The 23,792-nt window shown below is 68.7% G+C and carries 25 protein-coding genes; 13 read left to right on the top strand and 12 right to left on the bottom strand.

Features of this window, described 5'->3' with window-relative positions; all coding sequences use genetic code 11:
* Position 1 precedes the first annotated feature (1 nt).
* Together FA740_RS03255 and FA740_RS03250 are read left to right on the top strand one after the other, a co-directional pair.
* Complete coding sequence (locus tag FA740_RS03255; protein ID WP_136855348.1) at positions 2-883, top strand: carbon-nitrogen hydrolase family protein; 882 nt, start codon at positions 2-4, stop codon at positions 881-883.
* On the top strand, positions 846-1,334 hold the full coding sequence (locus FA740_RS03250; protein ID WP_136855347.1) for a MarR family winged helix-turn-helix transcriptional regulator: 489 nt from the start codon (positions 846-848) through the stop codon (positions 1,332-1,334). Before FA740_RS03255 ends, FA740_RS03250 begins: the two co-directional genes overlap by 38 nt.
* Here the strand turns inward: FA740_RS03250 and ubiG are convergent.
* Positions 1,331-2,071 (bottom strand): bifunctional 2-polyprenyl-6-hydroxyphenol methylase/3-demethylubiquinol 3-O-methyltransferase UbiG, encoded by a 741-nt coding sequence (ubiG, locus tag FA740_RS03245; protein WP_136855346.1) that lies wholly within the window; start codon positions 2,069-2,071, stop codon positions 1,331-1,333. The two genes, FA740_RS03250 and ubiG, sit on opposite strands and share 4 nt — an antisense overlap.
* 51 nt (positions 2,072-2,122) lie before the next feature.
* On the opposite strand from ubiG, the gene pip reads away from it, so the two are divergent.
* The 6 genes from pip to infB all read left to right on the top strand — a co-directional run bounded on the left by pip (position 2,123) and on the right by infB (position 9,190).
* Complete coding sequence (gene pip, locus FA740_RS03240; RefSeq protein WP_136855345.1) at positions 2,123-3,115, top strand: prolyl aminopeptidase; 993 nt, start codon at positions 2,123-2,125, stop codon at positions 3,113-3,115.
* Positions 3,112-3,576, top strand: a complete 465-nt coding sequence (gene tspO / locus FA740_RS03235) for a tryptophan-rich sensory protein TspO (protein WP_136855344.1) — start codon at positions 3,112-3,114, stop codon at positions 3,574-3,576. Before pip ends, tspO begins: the two co-directional genes overlap by 4 nt.
* Before the next feature lie 141 nt (positions 3,577-3,717).
* Positions 3,718-4,350, top strand: a complete 633-nt coding sequence (rimP, locus tag FA740_RS03230) for a ribosome maturation factor RimP (RefSeq protein ID WP_136855343.1) — start codon at positions 3,718-3,720, stop codon at positions 4,348-4,350.
* 3 nt (positions 4,351-4,353) lie between these two features.
* Positions 4,354-5,979 carry a transcription termination factor NusA gene (gene nusA, locus FA740_RS03225; protein WP_136855342.1) on the top strand — a complete coding sequence of 542 codons (1,626 nt, stop codon included), beginning with the start codon at positions 4,354-4,356 and terminating at the stop codon, positions 5,977-5,979.
* Positions 5,980-6,002: 23 nt separating this feature from the next.
* The gene (locus FA740_RS03220) at positions 6,003-6,626 is read left to right on the top strand and encodes an RNA-binding protein (protein ID WP_136855341.1); all 624 of its coding nucleotides are present in this window, start codon (positions 6,003-6,005) and stop codon (positions 6,624-6,626) included.
* Positions 6,627-6,634: 8 nt separating this feature from the next.
* Positions 6,635-9,190 (top strand): translation initiation factor IF-2, encoded by a 2,556-nt coding sequence (infB, locus tag FA740_RS03215; protein WP_136855340.1) that lies wholly within the window; start codon positions 6,635-6,637, stop codon positions 9,188-9,190.
* A gap of 193 nt (positions 9,191-9,383) precedes the next feature.
* Here infB and FA740_RS20310 read toward each other — a convergent pair whose 3' ends face one another.
* The 4 genes from FA740_RS20310 to FA740_RS03200 form a co-directional block, all read right to left on the bottom strand.
* Positions 9,384-9,512: a hypothetical protein gene (locus FA740_RS20310; RefSeq protein ID WP_277024411.1), complete on the bottom strand. Its 129-nt coding sequence runs from the start codon at positions 9,510-9,512 to the stop codon at positions 9,384-9,386.
* 123 nt (positions 9,513-9,635) lie between these two features.
* Complete coding sequence (locus FA740_RS03210; RefSeq protein ID WP_136855339.1) at positions 9,636-10,034, bottom strand: (deoxy)nucleoside triphosphate pyrophosphohydrolase; 399 nt, start codon at positions 10,032-10,034, stop codon at positions 9,636-9,638.
* Positions 10,031-11,275 carry a bifunctional glutamate N-acetyltransferase/amino-acid acetyltransferase ArgJ gene (gene argJ, locus FA740_RS03205; protein WP_136855338.1) on the bottom strand — a complete coding sequence of 415 codons (1,245 nt, stop codon included), beginning with the start codon at positions 11,273-11,275 and terminating at the stop codon, positions 10,031-10,033. Before argJ ends, FA740_RS03210 begins: the two co-directional genes overlap by 4 nt.
* A complete protein-coding gene (locus FA740_RS03200) occupies positions 11,275-12,105 on the bottom strand; it encodes a peptidylprolyl isomerase (RefSeq protein ID WP_136855337.1) in 831 nt (276 codons plus the stop codon). Before FA740_RS03200 ends, argJ begins: the two co-directional genes overlap by 1 nt.
* Before the next feature lie 202 nt (positions 12,106-12,307).
* On the opposite strand from FA740_RS03200, the gene secA reads away from it, so the two are divergent.
* Entirely contained in the window at positions 12,308-15,016 is a 2,709-nt protein-coding gene (secA, locus tag FA740_RS03195; RefSeq protein WP_136855336.1) for a preprotein translocase subunit SecA, read from the top strand.
* Between the two features lie 102 nt (positions 15,017-15,118).
* Here the strand turns inward: secA and fmt are convergent, their stop codons facing one another.
* Genes fmt through def (FA740_RS03175) form a run of 4 tightly spaced genes read right to left on the bottom strand, consistent with a single transcriptional unit; the run spans position 15,119 to position 17,568 of the window.
* Entirely contained in the window at positions 15,119-16,012 is an 894-nt protein-coding gene (gene fmt / locus FA740_RS03190; protein ID WP_136855335.1) for a methionyl-tRNA formyltransferase, read from the bottom strand.
* Positions 16,013-16,036: 24 nt separating this feature from the next.
* Positions 16,037-16,537 (bottom strand): peptide deformylase, encoded by a 501-nt coding sequence (def, locus tag FA740_RS03185; protein ID WP_136855334.1) that lies wholly within the window; start codon positions 16,535-16,537, stop codon positions 16,037-16,039.
* Between the two features lies 1 nt (position 16,538).
* Entirely contained in the window at positions 16,539-17,054 is a 516-nt protein-coding gene (locus tag FA740_RS03180) for a peptide deformylase (RefSeq protein ID WP_246053447.1), read from the bottom strand.
* The gene (gene def, locus FA740_RS03175) at positions 17,047-17,568 is read right to left on the bottom strand and encodes a peptide deformylase (RefSeq protein ID WP_136855333.1); all 522 of its coding nucleotides are present in this window, start codon (positions 17,566-17,568) and stop codon (positions 17,047-17,049) included. Before def (FA740_RS03175) ends, FA740_RS03180 begins: the two co-directional genes overlap by 8 nt.
* A gap of 80 nt (positions 17,569-17,648) precedes the next feature.
* On the opposite strand from def (FA740_RS03175), the gene FA740_RS03170 reads away from it, so the two are divergent.
* From FA740_RS03170 to FA740_RS03160, 3 genes are all read left to right on the top strand, one after another.
* Entirely contained in the window at positions 17,649-18,833 is a 1,185-nt protein-coding gene (locus FA740_RS03170; RefSeq protein WP_136855332.1) for a MalY/PatB family protein, read from the top strand.
* Positions 18,834-18,980: 147 nt separating this feature from the next.
* On the top strand, positions 18,981-19,943 hold the full coding sequence (locus FA740_RS03165) for an acetyl-CoA carboxylase carboxyltransferase subunit alpha (RefSeq protein ID WP_136855331.1): 963 nt from the start codon (positions 18,981-18,983) through the stop codon (positions 19,941-19,943).
* A gap of 356 nt (positions 19,944-20,299) precedes the next feature.
* On the top strand, positions 20,300-20,530 hold the full coding sequence (locus tag FA740_RS03160) for a hypothetical protein (protein WP_136855330.1): 231 nt from the start codon (positions 20,300-20,302) through the stop codon (positions 20,528-20,530).
* Here the strand turns inward: FA740_RS03160 and FA740_RS03155 are convergent.
* Genes FA740_RS03155 through FA740_RS03145 form a run of 3 tightly spaced genes read right to left on the bottom strand, consistent with a single transcriptional unit; the run spans position 20,515 to position 22,906 of the window.
* On the bottom strand, positions 20,515-21,324 hold the full coding sequence (locus FA740_RS03155; RefSeq protein ID WP_136855329.1) for a lysophospholipid acyltransferase family protein: 810 nt from the start codon (positions 21,322-21,324) through the stop codon (positions 20,515-20,517). The two genes, FA740_RS03160 and FA740_RS03155, sit on opposite strands and share 16 nt — an antisense overlap.
* Entirely contained in the window at positions 21,321-22,223 is a 903-nt protein-coding gene (locus FA740_RS03150; protein ID WP_136855484.1) for a cell division protein FtsX, read from the bottom strand. The genes FA740_RS03155 and FA740_RS03150 overlap by 4 nt, the downstream gene beginning before the upstream one ends.
* An 8-nt stretch (positions 22,224-22,231) precedes the next feature.
* The gene (locus tag FA740_RS03145) at positions 22,232-22,906 is read right to left on the bottom strand and encodes a cell division ATP-binding protein FtsE (RefSeq protein WP_136855328.1); all 675 of its coding nucleotides are present in this window, start codon (positions 22,904-22,906) and stop codon (positions 22,232-22,234) included.
* 112 nt (positions 22,907-23,018) lie between these two features.
* Between FA740_RS03145 and FA740_RS03140 the strand changes: the two genes are divergently transcribed.
* Positions 23,019-23,789, top strand: coding sequence for a zinc-ribbon domain-containing protein (locus tag FA740_RS03140; protein ID WP_169306203.1), 771 nt, complete (start codon positions 23,019-23,021; stop codon positions 23,787-23,789).
* Positions 23,790-23,792: the final 3 nt, after the last annotated feature.

Here is a 23,792-nt window from a genome sequence, read left to right as displayed (position 1 = left end):
CATGCGCGTGGGGCTGGTCCAGCTGTCGGTTGGCGACGACCCGGCGGCGAATCTGGGTCCCACGACCGACCTGATCCGCCAGGCCGCGGGCCAGGGCGCGCAGCTGGTCCTGACGCCCGAGGCCACGAACCTGCTGTCGCCCGACCGTGCGCGCCAGGCCGCCCTGCTGCGCCCGGAGGCCGACGACCCGACCCTGGCCGCCCTGCGGGCCGAGGCGCGGGCGCTGGACATCTGGCTGCTGATCGGCTCGCTGGCGCTGGCCACGGGCGATGCGGACGGGCGGTTCGCGAATCGCAGCCTGCTGATCGCGCCGGACGGCACCATCGCGGCGCGCTATGATAAGCTGCACATGTTCGACGTGACCATCAGCGATACAGAATCCTATCGCGAAAGCGCCGCCTATCGCCCCGGCGACCGGGCCGTCATCGCCCCCGCAGCCGGCACGGTGCTGGGCCTGACGATCTGCTATGACCTGCGGTTCCCGCATCTGTACCGGACCTTGGCGCAGGCGGGGGCGCGGGTGCTGACCGTGCCCTCGGCCTTCAACCCGGTCACCGGCGCCGCCCATTGGGAGACCCTGCTGCGCGCCCGCGCGATCGAGACGGGGTGCTTTGTGCTGGCGCCTGCGCAATGCGGCCGGCACGCCGCGCCCCACAGCCCGGACCGGCCCGCGCGGCGCAGCCACGGCCATTCGCTGGTCGTCGATCCCTGGGGCCGGGTGCTGGCCGATGGCGGCGACCAGCCCGGCGTCACCATTGTTTCCCTTGACCTTTCGGCGGTGGATGAGGCACGGTCCCGCATTCCTTCCCTTTCCCATGACAGGCCCTTCGCGGCCCCGGACGGCCATGACGACACCCCCAAGCACCCCCGACAAGACGGCTGAGGCCCGGTCCACCGACCGCCTGGCCGCCAGCCTGTTCGCCGAGGTGCTGATCGCCGACCAGCTGTCGCGCAACCTGATCCTGCGGGCGCTGCCCAAGGGAATGCAGATTTCGCATTTCTCGGTGCTGAACCTTCTGGCCCATGTGAACGAGGAACGCACCCCGGCCCAGCTGGCCGCGGCCTTTCATGTCACGCGCGGGGCCATGACCAACACGCTGGCGCGGCTGGACTGGGCGGGCCATGTCCATATCCGCCCCGATTGGGACGATGCGCGGCGGAAATTCGTGTCGATCAGCACGGCGGGACGGGCGGCGCGCGACCAGGCCATCGCGGGGTTCATGCCGCTGATCGCGGGCGTGGTGCGCGACATCGGCGCCGAACGGGTGCGCGGCGCCCTGCCCGTGCTGCGCGAATTGCGCCTGCGGCTGGAGGCGGACCCGCCGAAACCCTAACCCCGACGCGCCGTCAGGATGTAATTCACCGCCAGATCCCGGTCCGAGATCGACCAGCCGAAGGTGATCGGGTTGAACACCATCCCCTTGCGGTCCGCGACCATCAGCCCCGCCGCCTGCGCCTGCGCGGCCAGCTCGTCCGGGGTGATGAAGCGCCGCCAGTCATGCGTCCCGCGCGGCAGCCAGCGCATGATCCATTCCGCCCCGATGATCGCCGCACCAAAGCTGCGCGCGGTGCGGTTCAGCGTCGACAGGATCAGCAGCCCGCCGGGCCGCAGCAGGTCATGGCAGGTCGCGACAAAGGCCGCGGGGTCTGCGACATGCTCCACGATCTCCAGCGCCAGCACCACGTCGAACCGTTCGCCCGCCGCGACCAACGCCTCGGCGGTGGTTGCGCGGTAATCGATCGTCAGCCCCTGTTGATCGGCATGGGCCTGCGCCACGCCGATGTTCACCTGGGTCGCATCCGCGCCCACCATATCGGCACCCAACCGGGCCATGGGTTCGCTGACCAGCCCGCCGCCGCAGCCGATATCCAGCACCCGCAGCCCGTCGAAGGGCCGCAGGCTGCGCCGGTCGCGCCCGTATTCGGCGGCGATCTGGTCCGCGATGTAATCCAGCCGCAGCGGGTTCATCAGGTGCAGGGGGCGGAACTTGCCGTTCGGATCCCACCATTCGGCGGCCATCGCTTCGAACTTCGCGATCTCGGCCTGGTCGATGCTGCTGGGGGTGCTCATTCGGGGGCGGTCCTTCTGGCGGGCGGCGTAGACTGTGCTTATAGTGGCAGGATGGACCGATTGGCAGGACAAATCTCCGCGTCACATGGCCGCCTTCACGCGGCATCCGAGCCCTTTGCCCGACACCAGATCGCGGTGGGCGACGGCCACACCCTCTATGTCGAGGAATGCGGCAACCCGCGCGGCCGCCCCGTGCTGGTGCTGCATGGCGGGCCGGGCGGCGGGTGCAGCCCGTTCATGCGGCGCTTTTTCGACCCGGCGCATTTCCGCGTGGTGCTGTTCGACCAGCGCGGCTGCGGACGGTCCACGCCCACGGCCTCGGTCCAGGCCAACACGACCGCGCATCTGATCGCCGACATCGCGCTGATCCGCGCGCAACTGGGTATCGACCGCTGGCTGCTGTTCGGGGGCAGCTGGGGCGCCACGCTGGCGCTTGCCTATGCCCAGGCGCATCCCGACCATGTCACCGGCCTGGTGCTGCGCGGCGTGTTCCTGGGCATGCGCGAGGAGCTGGACTGGTTCTATGGCGGCGGCGCGGCGCGGTTCTTTCCCGACCTCTGGGCGCGCTTCCAGGAGCCGATCCCCGAGGCCGAGCGTCACGACATGATCGCGGCCTATCACACGCGGCTGTTCGACAGCGATCTGGGCCGCCAGGCGCGCTTTGCCCAGCCCTGGCTGATGTGGGAGAACGCGCTGGCCGGGCTGCAATCGCACCCCGTCAGCCATGCCCCCGCCGATTACGCCCGCGCCTTTGCCCGGCTGGAGAATCACTATTTCAGCCATGGCTGCTTTCTGGACGAAGGGCAGCTGCTGCGCGACCGGCCGCGCATCGAACACCTGCCCGCGATCATCGTGCAGGGCCGCTATGACATGGTCTGCCCGCCCGCCAGCGCGCACAGGCTGGCCGAAGGGTGGGACCGGGCAGAGCTGCGGCTGGTCCCGGCCTCGGGGCATGCGCTGTCCGAACCCCGCATCACCGCCGAACTGGCCGCCGTCATGGATTCGATCCGCGACGAGGACCGCAGCCGAAAGTCCCCCGCATGACCGCCTCCCTGTTCCCGATCTTTCTGCTGGCCAGCGTCGCCGCCGCCGCAACCGGGGTGATCTTTCGTCCCGGCGCCTGGTATGCGGGCCTGCGCAAACCGTCCTTTACCCCGCCGAACTGGGCCTTTCCGGTGGCCTGGACGACGATCTACCTGCTGTCCGCCATTGCCGCCACGCGCGTGGCGCCCCTGCCCGGCGCGGGGATGGCTCTGGCGCTGTGGTCGGCCCAGATCGCGCTGAACACGCTGTGGACGCCGGTCTTTTTCGGCGCACGGCAGATGGCGCTGGCAATGGTCGTCATGGCCACGCTGCTGGTGACGGTGGCGGCGATGGTGCTGTCCTTCTGGTCGCTGGATTGGCGGGCGGGGCTGCTGCTGTTGCCTTATCTGGCCTGGCTGGGGGTCGCCACGGCGCTGAACTGGCGCGTCTGGCGCGACAACCCCGATGCGGTCGGTCGCTGAGGGCGCATGCATTGCGCTTGCTTTCGGGGCCGTCCCCGGCTATAGGACCGATCAACAGCGGTGCAGGCGTCCAAACCCTGCCCACCGGAACTTCCGCATGGGGCCCGCTGACGGCCCCTTTTTCCTGTCCAAGAGGATCCCATGTCCGCTGATCTGCCCGTCACGAACGACCTGATCGCCAAGACCGCGATCGACCGCCGCCTGGCCGAGATCATTACCCCGGTGATCGAGGATCTGGGCTATGAGCTGGTGCGCGTGCGCCTGCAGGGTGGCAAGACCGCCACGCTGCAGATCATGGCCGACCGTCCAGATGGCGGCATCAACGTGGACGACTGCGCGCAGATCTCGACCGCGGTCAGCGCCACGCTGGATGTCGAGGACCCGATCGAGGACAACTATCACCTGGAGGTGTCCAGCCCCGGCATCGACCGCCCCCTGACCCGTCTGAAGGATTTCGCGTCCTTCGAGGGCTACGAGGCGCGGCTGGACCTGAACCAGGCCATCGACGGGCGCAAGAAGTTCAAGGGCACGCTGGCCGGCGTCGAGGGCAGCGAGGTGCTGATTAACATCGAGGACCAGGGCCAGACCCACACGATCGGGCTGGAGTTCGACCTGCTGTCGGACGCCAAGCTGGTCCTGACCGACGAGCTGATCAAGGAAATGCTGCGTCAGAAGAAGGAAGCCGGGGTCGAGATCGACAACCTGGACGAAACCGCCTTTGACGCGATCGAAACCGATGATGCCGGCGCCACCGCCGCAGAACCCAAGGAGTGAGTGATGGCGATCACCTCTGCCAACCAGCTTGAACTGCTGCAGACGGCCGAAGCCGTCGCCCGCGAGAAGATGATCGAGCCCGAGCTGGTCATCGAAGCGATGGAGGACAGCCTGGCCCGCGCCGCCAAGTCGCGTTACGGCGCGGAAATGGACATCCGGGTCAAGATCGACCGCAAGACCGGCAATGCCAGCTTTACCCGCGTGCGCACGGTCGTGGCCGACGACGCCGTCGAGAACTATCAGGCCGAAGTCACGGTCGAGCAGGCGAAGCCCTATCTGGACAACCCCCAGATCGGCGACGAGATCATCGACATCGTGCCGCCCGTGGAACTGGGCCGCATCGCCGCGCAATCCGCCAAGCAGGTGATCCTGCAGCGCGTCCGCGAGGCCGAGCGTGACCGCCAGTACGAGGAATTCAAGGACCGCGCCGGCAGCATCATCAACGGTGTCGTCAAGCGCGAGGAATACGGCAACATCATCGTCGATGTGGGCCGCGGAGAGGCGATCCTGCGCCGCAACGAAAAGATCGGCCGCGAAAGCTATCGCCCGAACGACCGCATCCGCGCCTATATCAAGGACGTGCGCCGCGAGACGCGGGGGCCGCAGATCTTCCTGTCGCGCACCGATCCGCAGTTCATGGCCGAGCTGTTCAAGATGGAGGTGCCCGAAATCTATGACGGCATCATCGAGATCAAGGCCGTCGCCCGCGACCCCGGTTCGCGCGCCAAGATCGCCGTGATCAGCCATGACAGCAGCATCGACCCGGTCGGCGCCTGCGTCGGCATGCGCGGCAGCCGCGTGCAGGCCGTCGTCGGCGAATTGCAGGGCGAAAAGATCGACATCATCCCGTGGAACGAGGATCAGGCGACCTTCCTGGTCAACGCCCTGCAGCCCGCCGAGGTCAGCAAGGTCGTCTTCGACGAGGAGGCCAACAAGATCGAGGTCGTCGTCCCCGACGAACAGCTGTCCTTGGCCATCGGCCGTCGCGGCCAGAACGTGCGTCTGGCCAGCCAGCTGACCGGCCTGGACATCGACATCCTGACCGACGAGGAGGAATCCAAGCGTCGCCAGGCCGAGTTCAACACCCGCACCGCGCTGTTCATGGAGGCGCTGGACCTGGACGAATTCTTCGCCCAGCTGCTGGTGGCCGAGGGCTTCACCAATCTCGAAGAGGTCGCCTATGTCGACCAGGACGAGCTGCTGACCATCGACGGGGTCGATGCCGACACCGCCGCCGAGCTGCAGGCCCGCGCCCGCGACGTGCTGGAGGCCAAGAACCGCGAGGCCCTGGAAGCCGCGCGCGCCCTGGGCGCCGAGGACAGCCTCATTGAATTCGAGGGGCTGACCCCCCAGATGGTAGAGGCGCTGGCCAAGGACGGCGTCAAGACCCTGGAAGATTTCGCGACCTGCGCGGATTGGGAACTGGCCGGTGGCTGGACCACCGTCAACGGCGCGCGCGTCAAGGACGAGGGCCTGCTGGAGCCGCATGGGATCACCTTGGAAGAGGCACAGACCATGGTCATGACCGCGCGCGTTCTGCTGGGCTGGGTCGATCCGACCGAGATGGACGGCGCCGAGGCGGAAGACGACCTGCAGGATGATGATGACAACGAGGAGGCCGGAGCCTGATCGCTCCGGATGGGAACACAAGCTTGAGCCGTGGTGGACGTGACAAGGACCGGGACGACGACCCGGAACGCCGGTGCATCGCCACCGGCGAGGTGCAACCCAAACGCGGGCTGATCCGTTTCGTGATCGGCCCGGACGGGCAGGTCGTGCCGGATCTGGCCGAAAAGCTGCCCGGTCGGGGCATCTGGGTGGCGGCCGACAAGGCCGCGCTGAACAAGGCGGTGACCAAGGGGCTGTTTTCCCGTGCCGCCAAGGCACCGGTGCAGGCCGCGCCCGACCTGGCCGACCTGGTCGAGGCGGGCGTGGCCCGCAGGCTGGTCGATCTGGTCTCCTTGACCCGCAAGGCGGGGCGCGCGGTGGCCGGGTTCGAAAAGGTCAAGGGCTGGCTGGCCGAAGGCCGCGCCAAGGTGCTGCTGCAGGCCAGCGACGGATCGGAACGCGGCAAGGGAAAGCTGTGGACGCCCACGGGCGGACGCTGGTTCGGCTGCATGACCGCATCAGAATTGGGTTTGTCCTTTGGGCGCAGTCATGTCATACACGGCGCGCTTGCGAAGGGTGGCCTGACGGACAAGGTGATCTTGGAAGCCGGCAGACTGACGGGTCTGCGCGGGCATGACGACGGCAATACGGCTGTCGGGAAGGAATGAAGACGCAGATGAGCGACAAAGACGGAAAAACCCCCTTGGGCCTTGGTGGCGGCAATCGCCCCGGCGCAGTCAAGCAAAGCTTTAGCCACGGCCGCACCAAGAGTGTGGTCGTCGAGACCAAGCGCAAGCGCGTCGTGGTGCCCAAGGCAGCCACGCCGATGACGGATGCCCAGAAGGAAAAGAACCCGCTGACCGCCCGTGTGGCCGGCGACAGTTCCAAGCGCCCCGCAGGCATCTCCGATGCCGAGATGGAGCGCCGGCTGAAGGCTCTTGCCGCCGCCAAGGCCCGCGAGGCCGATGACGCCGCCAAGCGCCTGGCCGACGAGAAGGCCCGCGACGAAGAGCGCGAGCGCCGCCGCGCCGAGATCGAGGCCAAGGCCCGCGAGGAGCGCGAGCGTGAAGCCGCGCAGAAGGCCAAGGCCATCGCCGAGGCCAATGCCATCCAGGACGCCGCTGACGAGGCCCGCCGCAAGGCCGAGCCGCGCCAGGAGCGTCCCAAGCCCGGCGCAGGCGTCGCCAAGCCCGATGCACCCGACCAGGCCTCGATCGAGGCTGCGGCCTCGCGCGCCGAGACCAAGGGCGTCTCCACCGGCGTGGCCCGCAAGACCGACCGCGCTGCCGATCGCCCTGATCGCGACAAGGCCGCCAAGGCCAAGACCGATGACGCCCGCCGCGGCGGCAAGCTGTCGCTGAACCAGGCGCTGAACGGCGAGGCCGGCCGCCCGCGCAGCATGGCCGCCATGAAGCGCAAGCAGGAGCGGACCCGCCAGAAGGCGATGGGCCAATCCGCCCGCGCCGAAAAGCAGTTCCGCGAAGTGCGCCTGCCCGAGACCATCGTGGTCCAGGAGCTGGCCAACCGCATGACCGAACGCGCCGCCGACGTGGTCAAGGCGCTGATGAAGATGGGCATGATGGTCACCGCCAACCAGCCCATCGACGCCGACACCGCCGAGCTGGTGATCGAGGAATTCGGCCACAAGGTCCTGCGCGTCAGCGACAGCGACGTCGAGCAGGTCATCGCCCCGACGGTCGACCGCGACGAGGACATGCAGCCGCGCCCGCCGATCATCACGATCATGGGCCACGTGGACCACGGCAAGACCTCGCTGCTGGACGCGATCCGCAAGGCGTCCGTCGTCTCGGGCGAGGCCGGTGGCATCACCCAGCATATCGGCGCCTATCAGGTGACAACCGACAGCGGTGCCGTCCTGTCCTTCCTGGACACGCCGGGCCACGCGGCCTTCACCTCGATGCGCGCCCGTGGCGCCAACGTGACCGATATCGTGGTTCTGGTGGTTGCGGCGGACGACGCCGTGATGCCCCAGACCATCGAGGCCATCAACCACGCCAAGGCTGCCAAGGTGCCGATGATCGTGGCGATCAACAAGATCGACAAGCACGAGGCCGACCCGCAGAAGGTCCGCACCGACCTGCTGCAGCATGAGGTGGTCGTCGAGGCCATGTCCGGCGACGTGCAGGATGTCGAGGTCTCGGCCAAGACCGGCCTGGGTCTGGACAACCTGCTGGAGGCCATCGCGCTTCAGGCCGAACTGCTGGAGCTGCGCGCCAACCCGAACCGTGCCGCACAGGGCGCGGTGATCGAGGCGCAGCTGGATGTCGGACGCGGCCCCGTGGCCACCGTCCTGGTCCAGCACGGCACCCTGCGCCGCGGCGACATCTTTGTCGTGGGCGAGCAGTGGGGCAAGGTCCGCGCGCTGATCAACGACAAGGGCGACCGCGTCGAGGAAGCCGGCCCGTCCGTCCCGGTCGAGGTTCTGGGCCTCAACGGCACCCCCGAGGCCGGCGACGTGCTGAACGTGGTCGAGACCGAGGCCCAGGCCCGCGAGATCGCCGAGTTCCGCGCCCAGCAGACCAAGGACAAGCGCGCCGCAGCCGGTGCCGCGACCACGCTGGAGCAGATGATGGCCAAGGCCAAGGCGGACGTGAACGTGTCCGAACTGGCGGTCGTCCTCAAGGCCGACGTGCAGGGTTCGGCCGAGGCCATCGTGCAGGCCCTGGAAAAGGTCGGCAACGACGAGGTCCGCGTCCGCGTGCTGCATTACGGCGTCGGTGCGATCACCGAATCCGATGTGGGCCTGGCCGAGGCGTCGGGCGCACCGGTCATCGGCTTCAACGTCCGGGCCAACGCTCCGGCCCGCAATGCCGCCAACCAGAAGGGGGTCGAGATCCGCTATTACTCGATCATCTACAACCTGCTGGACGACATCAAGGCCGCCGCTTCGGGCATGCTGTCCAACGAGATCCGCGAGAACTTCATCGGTTACGCGACGATCAAGGAGGTCTTCCGGGTCACGGGCGTCGGCAACGTCGCCGGCTGTCTGGTCACCGAAGGCGTGGCACGCCGTTCGGCCGGCGTCCGTCTGCTGCGCGACAACGTGGTCATCCACGAGGGCACGCTCAAGACGCTCAAGCGCTTCAAGGATGAGGTCAAGGACGTCCAGTCCGGCCAGGAATGCGGCATGGCCTTCGAGAACTACGACGACATCCGCCCCGGCGACGTCATCGAGATCTTCGAGCGCGAAGAGGTCGTGCGCACGCTCTGATCAGGCTGCAACAGATTACGGGAACCGGGCGGTGCAGCAGCATCGCCCGGTTTTTTCATGCCCGCGGGCGCGGCCATCCGCCGGGGCCAAGCCCTGCCCGATGGACGACATGGCAAAGGGGGCGATCCTTTCGGATCACCCCCGCGCTATCGTCCGTCGATCTGGCGCAACCCCTCGCTTGCGCCCGATCTTGTCAGTGGCCGACCGGCTTGCCCTCGAAAGTGCGGTTGCCGACGCGGACCAGAATGTTGCCGTTCGAGGTTGCCCCCTCGAAAAGCCCTTGGATCGAGATATAGCTGCCGATCGAAATCGTGCGAATCATGTCAAGCCCTCCTCTGTGCCCTGAAACAAAGTTAGTCATGAAATGGTTAAAGAAGCGTTCATAACTTAACCATCTAGGACTTTTTTCAGCAGTCAGGCAACCGGATCCGTCGAATTTGCGACACTATAGCCACATCTGCAGGGCGGGAATCAGCGGAACATCCGCTGCGGGCATAGGGTAATTGCGCAAATCGCCTGCCCTGACCCAGGCCAGGCCCTGCCCCTCGAGGGGTTGCACGATTCCCTCCCACCGCCGGCAGGCAAAGACCGGCATCAACAGATGAAATGTGTCATAGCTGTGACTGGCAAAGGTCAGCGGCGCCAGGCAGCTGTTCCAGGTGCGGATGCCCAGCTCCTCCTCCAGTTCGCGGATCAGGGCGGTCTCGGGGGTCTCTCCGTGTTCGACCTTGCCGCCCGGAAACTCCCACAGGCCTGCCATGGGCTTGCCCTCGGGGCGCTGCGCCAGAAGCACGCGCCCGTCGGGATCGATCAGCGCCACGGCGGACACCAGGACGGTCTTCACGACCGGTAATCCGCGTTGATGTCGATATAGCCATGCGTCAGATCGCAGGTCCACACCGTCCGCGCCCCCTGCCCCAGCCCCAGGTGGACGCTGATCCGCAGCTCCTGGCCCTGCATATAGGCGCTGGCCGCGGCCTCGTCGTAATCCGGGTCGCGCCAGCCGTCGCGCGCGACGACCATGTCACCGAAGGCGATCCGCAACCGGTCGCGGTCGGCCTGCGCGCCCGACTTGCCCACGGCGGCGACGATGCGGCCCCAGTTGGCGTCCTGTCCGGCGATGGCGGTCTTGACCAGCGGCGAATTGGCGATGGCCATGGCCACGCGATGCGCGTCCGCGTCATCGGTGGCGCCGGTCACGGCGATCTCGACGAACTTGGTCGCGCCCTCGCCATCGCGGACGACCTGATGGGCCAGATCGCGCATCACGCCATGCAGCGCGGTCACGAAATCGCGCCCCGCCGGGCTGTCCAGATCGGTGATGGGCGCGCCCGCCCCCTGCCCGGTCGCCGCCAGGATCAGCGCATCCGAGGTTGAGGTGTCGCTGTCCACCGTGATCGCGTTGAAGGTCGTGTCCAGCCCTGAGGACAGCGCCTGCTGCAGCACGCCCGCGGGGACCGCGGCATCCGTGAACAGATAGACCAGCATCGTCGCCATGTCGGGCGCGATCATCCCTGACCCCTTGGCGATGCCCACGATGCGGGTGCCGTCCGCCAGGGTCGCGGACGCGCCCTTGGGGAAGGTGTCGGTGGTCATGATCGCGCGGGCGGCATCGGCCACTCCTCCCGCGTCCAGACCGCGGGCCAGATCGCCCGTGATGGCCACGATCCGCTCATGCGGCAGCGGCTCTCCGATGACGCCGGTCGAGGACGTGAAGACCCGCCCCTGCGGCAGGTCCAGCGCCTCGGCCACCGCCGCGCAGACCGCATCGACCGAGGCCTGCCCCCGCGCGCCGGTAAAGGCGTTGGCATTGCCCGAATTGATCAGGATCGCCGCGCCGTCCGGCGCATCGCCCCCCTGCGCCAGCTTGGCCTGGTTGTCCAGGATGCAGGCCGCGCGCGTGGATGACCGGGTGAAGGCCCCGGCCACCGTGCTGCCCGGCGCGATGCGGATCAGCGTGACGTCACTGCGGCCCTGATACTTGATCCCCGCGGCGGCGCTGGCGAAATCGACGCCCGCGATCACCGGCAGGTCGGGAAACCGCGCCGGCGCCAGCGGGGATACGGGCAGTCCCGCCTTGCCCATCAGTTCGCCTCCAGCAGGTCGGCGCGGTCCAGCAGGGCGGGGTCGACGCCCTCGGTCTTCTGAACGTCGGCCTCATCGACCAGGCGGGCGATCTCGGCCTCGACCTTTTCGCGCAGGACCATCTGGGCGATCTGGTCGCGGACCTCGGCCAGGGGGGGCGCCTCGCGCAGGCGGGTCTCGTTCAGGCGGATCACATGCCAGCCGAACTCGGTCTGGACCGGGTCGCTAAGCTGGCCCGGCTCCATCGCCGACACGGCCTCGGCAAAGGGCGCGACCATCTGATCGGCCGAGAACCAGCCCAGATCGCCGCGGTTCGGGCCCGAGGGGCCGGTCGAATTGGCCTCGGCCACGTCGCCGAAATCGGCGCCGCCCTCGACCTCGGCCTTCAGCGCGGTGGCCTCCTCCTCGGTCTCGACCAGGATATGGGCGGCGTTGTATTCGGTCACGCTGCCCGCGTCCTGGAACAGCCGGTCATAGCTGGCCTGAACCTCGGCATCGGTCGGCTCGGCCTCGGCGATCTGGGCCACGGTGGCCGAGGCCAGGGTGTTGCGCCGCTGCAGCTCCAGCTGGGCGCGCACGGCCGGGGTGTCGGCGGCGGCATCGGCCACGGCGGTCTGGCGAACCAGCTGGTCCAGCATCATGTCCCACAGCGCGGGCGCGGGCATGCCCGCCATGGCCGGGTCCTGGATCGACTGCTTCATCACGATCATCTGGCCCAGGGTGATCTCCTGGCCGTTGACGGTCGCGACGACCTGGTCGGCATCCTGCGCCAGGGCCGGCACGGACAGCACCGCCGTCAGGGCAGAGGCCAGCAAAAACGATCGGGTCATGGGACGGGTCCTTTCACGGCGCGCGCCCCTGCCGGGACCGGGCCAACATTGACAGTCAGGCAGGCGGGCCCTACATCCAGACCAACTCCGTGGAAGGCGCCGCCGCCGCGTTCGTTCTGGCCCCTGATACGGCAAGGCGACCGGTGCGGGCAAGTGGGCGCCCGGTGACGTGCCTTCCCGACAACGTGATGGCGAAGGTAACATGATCGGTAATCTGGCAAAGATGGTCTTTGGCACGCCCAACGACCGCAAGGTCAAGGGCACGCGGCCCCTGGTGGCGCAAATCAACGCCCTTGAGGAGCAGTTCCGCGCGCTGTCCGATCAGGGCCTGATCGACAAGACGGCCGAGTTTCGGACCCGTGTGGCGGGGGGCGCGTCGCTGGACGACATCCTGCCCGAGGCCTTTGCCAATTGCCGCGAAGGCGCGCGCCGCGCCCTGGGCCTGCGGGCCTTCGACGTGCAGCTGATGGGCGGGATCTTCCTGCATCAGGGCAACATCGCCGAGATGAAGACCGGCGAGGGCAAGACCCTGGTCGCGACCTTCCCCGCCTATCTGAACGCGCTGTCGGGCAAGGGCGTGCATGTCGTCACCGTCAACGACTATCTGGCCAAGCGCGACGCCGAATGGATGTCCAAGGTCTTTGCCCAGCTGGGCATGACCTGCGGCGTGGTCGTCCCCTTCCAGCCCGAGGACGAAAAGCGCGACGCCTATGCCTGCGACGTGACCTATGCCACCAACAACGAGCTGGGCTTCGACTATCTGCGCGACAACATGAAGGGCAGCGTGGCCGAGATGGTCCAGCGCGGCCACAATTACGCCATCGTCGATGAGGTCGACAGCATCCTGATCGACGAGGCGCGCACGCCCCTGATCATCAGCGGCCCGTCGCAGGACCGCAGCGAGCTGTACAAGGTGCTGGACGCCTATGTGCCGCTGCTGACTGAGGAGCATTACAAGCTGGACGAGAAGGCGCGCAACGCGACCTTCACCGAGGAGGGTAACGAGTTCCTGGAACAGCGCCTGACCGCGGATGGCGTCCTGCCCGAGGGGCAGACGCTGTACGATCCGGAATCGACCACCATCGTCCACCATGCCAGCCAGGCCCTGCGCGCGCACAAGCTGTTCCTGCGCGACCAGCATTACATGGTCCGCGAGGGCGAGGTCGCGCTGATCGACGAATTCACCGGCCGCATGATGAAGGGCCGCCGCCTGTCCGACGGTCTGCACCAGGCGATCGAGGCCAAGGAGGGCGTGGAGATCCAGCCCGAGAACGTCACCCTGGCATCGGTGACTTTCCAGAACTATTTCCGGCTTTACGACAAGCTGGGCGGGATGACCGGCACGGCCTCGACCGAGGCCGAGGAATTCGCCGAGATCTACAAGCTGGGCGTGGTCGAGGTGCCCACCAATCGCGGCGTCGCCCGCATCGACGAGCATGACCGCGTCTATCGCACCGCGCAGGAAAAATACGCCGCCGTGGTCGAAGCCATCCAGGAGGCCCATGCCAAGGGCCAGCCCATGCTGGTCGGCACCACCAGCATCGAGAAATCCGAGATGCTGTCGGCGCTGCTGCAAAAGGACGGAATTCCGCATAACGTGCTGAACGCCCGCCAGCACGAGGCCGAGGCGCAGATCGTCGCCGATGCCGGCAAGATCGGCGCGGTGACCATCGCCACCAACATGGCCGGTCGCGGCACCGACATCCAGCTGGGCGGCAATGTCGAGATGAAGGTCATGGAGGCCCTCAAGGCCGACCCCGAGGCCGATCCCGACGCGCTGCGCGCCCGCATCGAGGCCGAGCATGCCGACGAGAAGGCCCGCGTCCTGGAGGCCGGAGGCCTGTTCGTCCTGGGCACCGAACGCCACGAATCGCGGCGCATCGACAACCAGCTGCGCGGCCGGTCGGGCCGTCAGGGCGATCCGGGGCGGTCGCTGTTCTTCCTGTCGCTGGATGACGACCTGATGCGGATCTTTGGGTCCGAACGTCTGGACAAGGTGCTGTCCACCCTGGGCATGAAGGAGGGCGAGGCGATCATTCACCCTTGGGTGAACAAGTCGCTGGAACGCGCCCAGGCCAAGGTCGAGGGCCGGAACTTTGACACGCGCAAGCAGCTGCTGAAATTCGACGACGTGATGAACGACCAGCGCAAGGCGATCTTTGGCCAGCGCCGCGAGATCATGGACAGCGAGGAGGTGGGCGAGATCACCGCCGACATGCGCCATCAGGTGATCGACGACCTGATCGACGATCACATGCCCGCGCGCAGCTATGCCGACCAGTGGGACGCCGAGGGGCTGAAGACCGCGGTGCGCGAACGGCTGAACCTGAACCTGCCGATCCCGGACTGGGCGGCCGAGGATGGCGTGGACCATGACGTGATGCGCGAGCGGATCACCGAGGCCAGCGATACCTATATGGCCGACAAGGCCGCGGCCTTCGGGCCCGAGACGATGGTGCAGATCGAAAAGCAGGTCCTGCTGCAGCAGATCGACCACAAATGGCGCGAGCATCTGATGACGCTGGACCATCTGCGCTCGGTCGTGGGGTTCCGCGGCTATGCGCAGCGTGACCCGCTGTCGGAATACAAGACCGAGGCGTTCCAGCTGTTCGAGACGCTGCTGGACGGGCTGCGCTTCGATGTGACGCAGCGGCTGTGCCAGATCCGGCCCCTGACCCAGGCCGAGCGCGACGAGATGACCGCCCAGATCGCCCGCCAGAGCCAGGCCGCGCAGACGCAGATGGAGGCCAGCCCTCCGGCCCCCGCCGAGCAGCCGGGCGCTGCCGGACAGATCGGCGCCCGCCCCGGTTTCGACGAGGCGGACCCCTCGACCTGGGGGAACCCGGCGCGCAACGACCTGTGCCCCTGCGGCTCGGGGAAGAAGTTCAAGCACTGCCACGGCGCGATCTGAGCCGAAGCCGTCGCGCGGATTGCGTCCCGCGACGGCGGCCGCGCCCGCCGGGCGGGGGCTGCGCCCCCACCACGGTCGGGCGCGACGGGGCGGTTCCCGCCCCTAGCCCAGCCGCGTCGGCAGTGCCCAGCCGCGGAGCAGGTCATCCGGTGTCATGGGCCGCTTGCCCGCCCGCTGCGCCAGTGTGATGCGCACCGCCCCGGTGCCGCAGGCGACGGTGAAATCCGGCAGGACGGTGCCCGGTGTATCGGAACCCTGCGCCAGCGTGCTGGACAGGAGTTTGACGCGTTCGTCGCCCACCATGCACCATGCGCCCGGGAAGGGCGACAGGCCGCGGATCTGGCGGTCGATCTGTTCGGCGGGCTGGGTCCAGTCGATGCGGGCCTCGGCCTTGTCGATCTTGGCGGCGTAGGTCACGCCCGCCTCGGGCTGCGGCACCGCAGACAGCGGCAGGCGGTCCAGCACGTCGGTGATCAGCGCGGCGCCCATCGTGGACAGGCGGTCGTGCAGCGCTCCTGTGGTCTCATCCGGGCCGACGGGGGTGCGTTCCAGCGCCAGGACCGGGCCGGTATCCAGCCCCGCCTCCATCTGCATGATCGCGACGCCGGTCTCCGAATCTCCCGCCAGGATCGCGCGATGGATCGGCGCCGCCCCCCGCCAGCGCGGCAGGATCGAGGCGTGAATGTTCAGGCAGCCCAGCCGCGGCGCGTCCAGCACCGGCTGCGGCAGGATCAGGCCGTACGCCACCACCACCGCCACATCCGCCTGCAGCGCCGCGAAATCGGCCTGATCGGCCGCATCGCGCAGCCGGGCGGGCGTGCGCACCGGCAGGCCCAGCGCCTCGGCCGCCTGCTGGACCGCGGAAGGGCGCGGTTTCTGCCCCCTGCCCGCGGCGCGGGGGGGCTGGGAATAGACGGCCACGACCTCATGGCGCGCGGCCAGCGCCTGCAGGGCGGGCACGGAAAAATCGGGCGTGCCCATGAAGATCACGCGCATCGGCGTCTCCTTGTCGGTTGGCCCTCAGCGCCGCGACAGCTTGGCCGATCGCGCGACCAGCATCTTGCGGCGCAGGGGGGTCAGGTGGTCCACATAGACGCGGCCCGCCAGATGGTCGATCTGATGCTGCACGCTGGTGGCCCAGAGGCCGACGAAATCGCGATCCTCCATCACCCCCTGATCGTTCAGGAACCGCACCGTCACCGCGCGGGGGCGGGTCACGGGCGCGGACACGCCGGGCAGGTTGGGGCTGGCCTCGTCGTGGACGCGCATCTGGCCGCTGGCATGCAGCACCTGCGGGTTGGCCATGCGCACCGCCTGGCCGCGCGCGGATGAGGCATCGACCACGGCCAGCGCCATCATGATGCCGATCTGGGGCGCGGCCAGGCCCACGCCGGGCATCGCCTCCATCGTGTCGATCATGTCGTCCCAGATCATGCGGACGGTGTCGGTCACGGCCTCGACCGGGTCGGCGGGTCGGTGCAGGCGCGGGTCGGCATAGGGCAGAAAGGGTCGGGTGGCCATGTCAGTCCTTCACGATCAGCAGGCCGTCCAGATGATCGGCCTCGTGCTGCGCGATGCGCGCAGGCAGTCCCTCCATGTCGCGCAGATGATAGCGCCCGTCCAGATCGTACCACGCAATGCCGATGCGCAGGGACCGCGTGACCGCGACCGGGCGGTCGGGGATGGACAGGCACTGCTCCTGCTGGGTTTCGGTTTCGGGGGACTGCACCAGGATCTCGGGGTCGCACAGGACCAGCGGATCGGGCGCGCCGTCCTTCCAGCCCGCATCCATCACGAAGATGCGCCGCGCGACGCCGATCTGCGGCGCGGCCAGACCGCGCCCGCCCGCGTGATACATCGTCGCCAGCAGATCGGCCGCCAGCGCGCGCAGCGCCGGCCCGCTGAGAAAGCCCGCCGGTTCGCAGCGCAGGCGCAGCCGCGGGTCGGGCCACAGCACGATGTCGCGCAGGGTGCCGCCCGCCAGATCGCCCGTCAGATCGGGGCGCGTCCAGCCGCTGGCACCCGCGCGCTCAGGCACGGGCCAGGTCTCGCTTCAGCTTGACCATCTTGCGGGTGATCATCTGGCGCTTGATGGCGGACAGGTGGTCGATGAACAGAACCCCCTCCAGGTGGTCCAGCTCGTGCTGGGCGCAGGTGGCCCACAGCGCGTCGAACTCACGCTCGTGGGTCTTGCCGTCCAGGCCCAGCCAGCGCATGCGGATCTGGGCGGGGCGCGTCACCTCTCCGTATTGCTCGGGGATGGACAGGCAGCCCTCCTCATAGGTGTTCAGCGCCTCGGATTGCCAGACCACCTCGGGGTTGACCAGCACCAGCGGCGCGGGTTCGGCCTCGGGCTCGCGGGTGGCGTCCATGGTGAAGACGCGCAGCCCCACGCCGATCTGCGGCGCGGCCAGACCGATGCCGGGCGCGTCATACATCGTGGCCAGCATGTCGGCGGCCAGGGTCTCGATCTCGGGCGTGATGCGGGAAACGGGCTGGGCCACCTTCTTCAGGCGCGGGTCGGGGTGGATCAGGATGGGTCTCAGGCTCATGGCATCGGATTTAGGCCAAGCCTTCACCATAAGCAACAACCCCGCTATGCAAGGCGTGTCGCACCCCCAAGGAGGCCGCCATGACCCACCCCGATTTCGACCGCATCATCGACCGCCGCGGCACGCAGTGCAGCAAATGGGACGACATGCAGGCGGCCTATGGCGTGGACCCCGATGACGGGCTGGCCATGTGGGTGGCCGACATGGATTTCGCGCCCCCCGCCTGCGTGCAGGCTGTGGTGGACCGGGCGGCGGCGCATGGCGTCTATGGCTATCCGGGCGCGAACCCGCCCTATCTGGCGGCGATCGGCTGGTGGATGGAGCATCGCCACGGCTGGCGGATCGACCCGTCCTGGGTGCTGACCTGCGCGGGGCTGGTCAACGCCGTGGCGATGGCGATGGCCGCTTATACCCAGCCCGGCGACGGGGTGATCGTGATGGCGCCGGTCTATCACGCCTTTGGCCGGGTCATCCGCGCGGGCGGGCGCGACCTGGTCGAGCTGCCACTCGCCATGGAGGACGGCCAATACATCATGGACTGGCCCGCATGGGAGGCGATGCTGACCGGACACGAGCGCATGCTGATCCTGTGTTCGCCCCACAATCCCGGCGGCCGCGTCTGGTCCGAGGATGAGCTGCGCCAGGTCGCCGATTTCTGCATCCGCCACGACCTGATCCTGATCTCGGACGACATCCATGCCGATCTGGTCCTGCCGGGCGCCCCGCGCCACCGCATGATGGCGACCGTCGCGCCGCAGGTGGCCGACCGCCTGGTGACGCTGACCGCGGCGACCAAGACCTTCAACATCGCCGGCGTCCATATCGGCAACGCGATCATCGCCGACCCGACCCTGCGCGCGCGGTTCCAGGGCGCGCTGGCCGCGGCGGGGGTGTCGCCCGCGATGCTGGGCCAGGACATGGTCGCCGCCGCCTATTCGCCCGAGGGCGCGGCCTGGGTCGATGCGCTGGTCGATTATCTGGACGGCAACCGCCGCCTCTTCGACGACGCGGTGAACGCGATTCCGGGGCTGCGGTCGATGCCGTTGCAGGCAACCTATCTGTCCTGGGTCGATTTCCGCGCCACCGGCATGACCAATGCCGAGATCACCCGCCGCATCCAGACCGACGCCCGCATCGCCGCCAATCATGGCGCGACCTTCGGGCGGGGCGGCGACGGCTTCATGCGGTTCAACATCGCCACGCCCCGCGCCCGCGTGATCGAGGCGACCGACCGCCTGGCCGCGGCCTTCGCCGATCTGCAGTAAGGCAACACCAGCGTGCGTTGTCGGTGTACAGCCTGTGCACGTCCTGTGCATGAGGGGTGGCCGGGCTGTGCGCCCCCCCCGGCCGCGTTGCAACCCGGACGCGCTGACCCTATATAGCGCCAAACCCGAACCCCAAAGGCACCCCGCATGGTCTATCTGGATTTCGAAAAACCGCTCGCCGATATCGAGGGCAAGGCCGAGGAACTTCGCGCCATGGCCCGCAAGGGCGAGGGGGCCGTCGATCTGGAAAAAGAGGCCGCGGCGCTGGACGCCAAATCCGGCGACCTGCTGCGCGATCTGTACAAGTCCTTGGACCCGTGGCGGAAAACCCAGGTCGCCCGCCATCCCGACCGCCCCCATTGCAGCGATTACATCGCCGCCTTGTTCACCGAATACACCCCCCTTGCCGGCGACCGTGCCTTTGGCGACGACCATGCGGTGATGGGGGGGCTTGCGCGCTTCAACGACGCGCCCTGCGTGGTGATCGGGCACGAGAAGGGCAACGACACCAAATCGCGCATCCACCACAATTTCGGCATGGCCCGCCCCGAGGGCTATCGCAAGGCGATCCGCCTCATGGACATGGCGCACCGGTTCCGCCTGCCCGTGATCACGCTGGTCGACACGCCCGGCGCCTATCCCGGCAAGGGCGCCGAGGAGCGCGGCCAAAGTGAGGCCATCGCCCGCTGCACCATGAAATGCCTTGAGATCGGCGTGCCGCTGGTCAGCGTCATCATCGGCGAGGGTGGGTCCGGCGGGGCCGTGGCCTTCGCCACTGCGAACCGCATCGCCATGCTGGAGCATTCGATCTATTCGGTGATCTCGCCCGAGGGCTGCGCCTCGATCCTGTGGAAGGACGCGGAAAAGATGCGCGACGCCGCCGAGGCGCTGCGCCTGACCGCACAGGACCTGAAGAAGCTGGCCGTCATCGACCGCATCATCCCCGAGCCTCTGGGCGGCGCACAGCGCGCCCCCGCCGAGGCGATCCAGGCCGTGGGCCAAGAAATCGCCGCCATGCTGGCCGAGATGACCGACCAGAAACCCGCCCAACTGATCAAGGACCGCCGGGCCAAGTTCGTGGCCATGGGCTCCAAGGGTCTGGCGGCCTGACGCACACGAATCTGTGACCGACCTGCAACAGCCGCCCTGAAACGGGGCGGCTGTTTCCACATGCCATCTTGCGCGACATGCAAGCCTGGGCCAGCGTGGGGGCCTGCCTGCACCCCATGCGCGAAAGGAGGGGCCTTATGACATCACGTTCCAATGCCCCCGCCCTGACCCGCACCGGTCCGCTGCGCGCCCTGTCGTCGCGACAAGACGCCTGACCGCCGCAAGGCAGATCCACCCGACGCCCTGACCTGACACGACCGCATCCTGCGGGCCTGTCCGCTTGGCGTCATCCCATCCCTGAACCCCAACGACCGCACAAGGCCCCGCCCTGTCCGGTCCCTTTTTCGGAGAGCCCGATGATTGCCGACCTGAATCCGCAAAGCGCCCGCCTGCGTCCCGCGATCCACCGCCTGATGGCCCGACATGGTGCGACGGCGGTCCTGTGGGCCGCGATCCGCGCCGCCCTGCTGCCACGGCGCAGGCGGCCCAGGCCACCGGACCCCTATCACCTCAGCCCGCATATGCGGCGCGACATCGGCCTGCCGCCCGCAGGCCCGTCCGTCCCCCGCTATTACGAGCTGAGATAGCGATCGCTCCGGGCGGCGTCATCGGCGTCGCCCGGTTCCGGCAGGGCCAGCCCGGCCTCGGCCATCAGGCGGTCGGAATGGGTCTCGATCTCGGCCTGCAGGCGCGGCATGAAGCCGTCGGCGGGCACGTCGGGACCGATCACCGGCAGGAACTCGACCACGGCGCGACCGGGGCGGATGCCCCACCCGCCGCGCGGCCAGAACAGGCCGGTGTTCACCGCCACCGGCACCACCGGCAGACCGGTCGCGGCGCGGATCGTGGCCACGCCCTGCTTGTAGGATTTGCGCTGCCCCGGCAGGGTGCGGGTGCCTTCGGGATAGATGATCAGCTGGCCCAGCCCCTCGCCCGACATGCGCTGGTTGATGGTGGCGCTGATCGCGGCCATCGCGTCGCGCCCGCGCGAGCGGTCGATGGGAATGCAGCCGGTCTTCCACGCATACCAGCCCATGACGGGCACGCGCATCACCTCGCGCTTCATGATGAAGGCGCGGCGGGGCACGGCATGGGCGATGACCATGATGTCCCAGAACGATTGGTGTTTCGCCGCGACGATGCAGTCGTCGGTGGGCGGCGTGCCGCGGATCTCGCAGGTCAGGCGCAGATGCACCCGCGCGGCCCAGACCATATAGGCGATCCAGCGGGTGGCGATGCGGTTCGCGCCCGCGCGCCCGTGGCGCAAAGCGGGCAGGCCCAGCAGGCCGATGACCAGCGTGGCCAGGCCCACATGCAGATAGAACAGGATGTTCTGAACGTATTGCCAGGGTGTCAGGGCACCCGGACGCGGGTCGTTCATCGCACGGCCTCCAGCATGTTCAGCGCGGCCCACCGCGTCGCGGCAAAGCCCACCACCGCCGCGATCAGCGGAATGGTCAGCGGCAGCAGCCAGTCCCAGCCCTGAAAGCCCAAGCCCGTCATGAAGCCGCCCGCCGCGCTGGTATCGGGCAGGATGGCGATGCCCGCCATGCCCGCCAGCGTGCCTACCGCAGACCCCATCGCCGCGCGCCGGGTGAACCGGCGCACGAAGGCCGTGGCGATGGTCAGGTCGCGCGCCCCGATCAGGCGCAGCACGCGGATCACCTGGACATTCGCGGCCAGCGCCGCCTTGGCCGCCAGCGTGATCATCGCGGCCGAGGCCGCCCCGATCAGCAGCAGCGACACGATCCCCAGCATCCGCAGCCGGTTCGCGGCCGTGACCAGCGGGCGGCGCCATTCGGTATGATCGTCCAGAACCGCGCCGGGCACCTCGGCCTCCAGGCGCAGGCGCAGGCCCTCGGTGTCGAAACCCGCATCGACGGGCAGGTCGATCAGCGCGGGGACGGGCAGCGCATCGACCGGCATGTCGGGGCCGAACCACGGCTCCAGCAGGGTGGCGACATCCTCGGGGGGCAAAAGGCGCGGCGTGCCGGTGCCCGGTGTCGTCTGCAGGATGGTCATCGCGGCCTGGGCCAGCGCGTCCTGATCGGCGGCGGGCGCGCTGACGCGCACCGTCACGCTGCCGGCCAGTTCGGACGACCAGCGGTCGGCCAGCCGCCCCGTGGCCAGCGCCAGCGCCAGCGCAAAGACCGCCAGGAACGCCATCGCGCCCGCCGAGAACAGCGTCAGCTGCGCGGTGAACCCGGTCGGCGGCACGATCCGGTCGCCCGCGCCCCCCTTGTCGCCCATCAGGCCCTGCCACAGCGATCCGATGTTCATGCGCGCGCTCATAGATCCGCCCCCGCCAGATGCAGGCTGCCGCCGGTGATCCGCAGGACGCGCGCCGTGACCTGCGCCTTGGTCGCGCGGATCAGGTTCAGGTCATGGGTGGCCACCAGCACGGTCTTGCCCGACTTGTTCAGCTCGATCAGCAGTTGCATCAGCCGCATGGACATCTCCCAGTCCAGGTTGCCCGTCGGCTCATCCGCCAGCACCAGGTCGGGCGACAGGATCACCGCGCGGGCCAGCGCCGCCCGCTGGCGTTCGCCGCCCGACAGCGACGGCGGCAGGGCGCGGGCGTGATGGGTCAGCTGAACCCAGCCCAGCAGATCGCGCAGCGCCTCCATGTCCACGGCCTCTCCGGCGATGGTCAGGGGCAGGGCCACGTTCTCGGCCACGGGCAGATGGTCCAGGAATTGCGGGTCCTGATGGACCACGCCCACGCGGCGGCGCAGATCGGCGATGTCGTCGCGCGACAGGGCGCGCATGTCCTGGCCGAATGCGGTCATCTGGCCCGAACTGGGCAGCAGATCCGCAAAGCACAGGCGCAAGAGCGTCGTCTTGCCCGAACCCGACGGCCCGGTCAGGAAATGGAACATGCCCGGCTGCAGGGTCAGCGTCATGCCCGACAACAGCTCGTCCTGGCCGTGATAGCCAAAGCCGACATCCCGCATCTCGATCAAGCGCCACCTCTTTTCCGCTCTGGCCCGTCTGATGCGGGCCCTGCCTGCCGGCGCGTCTTGGAAGCCGGACCTGCGCTTGATAGAACAGCGCCACGACGAATGCGAGGGTGGCATGGCTGAATTCACGTTGATCTGTCCGGGTTGCGGTGCGGAATACGCCCTGCCCCGCGATGCCATCCCCCCCATGGGCCGCGAGGTCGAATGCAGCGATTGCGGCCATGTCTGGCAGGCCCGTCCCCCCGCCCCCGAGGGCCGCCTGGATCTGGGCAGCTTCACCCGCCCGCGCGCGTCCGACGCCCTGCGCTTCGACGAGGACGACTCGCGCCCCGCCCCACCCCTGCCCCCGGCCAGCAAGCGCCTGCCCCCCGATGTCCTGGACATCCTGCGCGACGAGGTCGAGCATGAACGCCGCCTGCGCGAGGCCGAGGCGCAGCCCGCCCCCGGGCACCCCTCCGATGAGATCGAGTGGCCCGCCACCACGGTGGTTCTCCCCGATCCGGGCGGCCCCGCGCCCAATCCCGGGGGGCCGACCGTGATCCGCCACCCGGCCACCCGTCCCGCACCGGAACCCCGCCCCGCGCCATCCCCCGCCCCCGTGGCACAGCCGAAGCCCAGGACGGAACCCCAGGCCGCAACCGAACCGAATCCGACGCCGCGGCCCGTGCCGACCGCCCCACAGCGCGACGCCGTATCCGGGCCGCAACGCGGCGGCTTTGCCCTGGGGTTCGGGCTGATGCTGGCGGTCACGGGGGCGGTGGTCGCGGTCTATCTGCTGGCCCCGGCCCTGGCCGGGCGCGAGGACGCGCTGTCGCGCCAGCTGCTGTCCTGGCGCGCCGATCTGGACGCGCTGCGCCTGTGGCTGGCGCAGGTGGTCGGGCGATAGGCC

Source organism: Paracoccus hibiscisoli, assembly GCF_005048265.1.
GTDB classification, from domain to species: domain Bacteria; phylum Pseudomonadota; class Alphaproteobacteria; order Rhodobacterales; family Rhodobacteraceae; genus Paracoccus; species Paracoccus hibiscisoli.
The sequence above is the reverse complement of the archived record's forward strand: the minus strand, read 5'-3'. Positions and strand labels throughout refer to the sequence as shown.

Excerpts from the sequence above, each read along its gene's own strand:
- FA740_RS03255 (WP_136855348.1), top strand. The coding sequence starts at position 2 with ATGCGCGTGGGGCTGGTCCAGCTGTCGGTTGGCGACGACCCGGCGGCG.
- FA740_RS03250 (WP_136855347.1), top strand. The coding sequence starts at position 846 with ATGACGACACCCCCAAGCACCCCCGACAAGACGGCTGAGGCCCGGTCC.
- ubiG (WP_136855346.1), bottom strand. The coding sequence starts at position 2,071 with ATGAGCACCCCCAGCAGCATCGACCAGGCCGAGATCGCGAAGTTCGAA.
- pip (WP_136855345.1), top strand. The coding sequence starts at position 2,123 with ATGGACCGATTGGCAGGACAAATCTCCGCGTCACATGGCCGCCTTCAC.
- tspO (WP_136855344.1), top strand. The coding sequence starts at position 3,112 with ATGACCGCCTCCCTGTTCCCGATCTTTCTGCTGGCCAGCGTCGCCGCC.
- rimP (WP_136855343.1), top strand. The coding sequence starts at position 3,718 with ATGTCCGCTGATCTGCCCGTCACGAACGACCTGATCGCCAAGACCGCG.
- nusA (WP_136855342.1), top strand. The coding sequence starts at position 4,354 with ATGGCGATCACCTCTGCCAACCAGCTTGAACTGCTGCAGACGGCCGAA.
- infB (WP_136855340.1), top strand. The coding sequence starts at position 6,635 with ATGAGCGACAAAGACGGAAAAACCCCCTTGGGCCTTGGTGGCGGCAAT.
- FA740_RS20310 (WP_277024411.1), bottom strand. The coding sequence starts at position 9,512 with ATGATTCGCACGATTTCGATCGGCAGCTATATCTCGATCCAAGGGCTT.
- argJ (WP_136855338.1), bottom strand. The coding sequence starts at position 11,275 with ATGGGCAAGGCGGGACTGCCCGTATCCCCGCTGGCGCCGGCGCGGTTT.
- FA740_RS03200 (WP_136855337.1), bottom strand. The coding sequence starts at position 12,105 with ATGACCCGATCGTTTTTGCTGGCCTCTGCCCTGACGGCGGTGCTGTCC.
- secA (WP_136855336.1), top strand. The coding sequence starts at position 12,308 with ATGATCGGTAATCTGGCAAAGATGGTCTTTGGCACGCCCAACGACCGC.
- fmt (WP_136855335.1), bottom strand. The coding sequence starts at position 16,012 with ATGCGCGTGATCTTCATGGGCACGCCCGATTTTTCCGTGCCCGCCCTG.
- def (WP_136855334.1), bottom strand. The coding sequence starts at position 16,537 with ATGGCCACCCGACCCTTTCTGCCCTATGCCGACCCGCGCCTGCACCGA.
- def (WP_136855333.1), bottom strand. The coding sequence starts at position 17,568 with ATGAGCCTGAGACCCATCCTGATCCACCCCGACCCGCGCCTGAAGAAG.
- FA740_RS03170 (WP_136855332.1), top strand. The coding sequence starts at position 17,649 with ATGACCCACCCCGATTTCGACCGCATCATCGACCGCCGCGGCACGCAG.
- FA740_RS03165 (WP_136855331.1), top strand. The coding sequence starts at position 18,981 with ATGGTCTATCTGGATTTCGAAAAACCGCTCGCCGATATCGAGGGCAAG.
- FA740_RS03160 (WP_136855330.1), top strand. The coding sequence starts at position 20,300 with ATGATTGCCGACCTGAATCCGCAAAGCGCCCGCCTGCGTCCCGCGATC.
- FA740_RS03155 (WP_136855329.1), bottom strand. The coding sequence starts at position 21,324 with ATGAACGACCCGCGTCCGGGTGCCCTGACACCCTGGCAATACGTTCAG.
- FA740_RS03150 (WP_136855484.1), bottom strand. The coding sequence starts at position 22,223 with ATGAACATCGGATCGCTGTGGCAGGGCCTGATGGGCGACAAGGGGGGC.
- FA740_RS03140 (WP_169306203.1), top strand. The coding sequence starts at position 23,019 with ATGGCTGAATTCACGTTGATCTGTCCGGGTTGCGGTGCGGAATACGCC.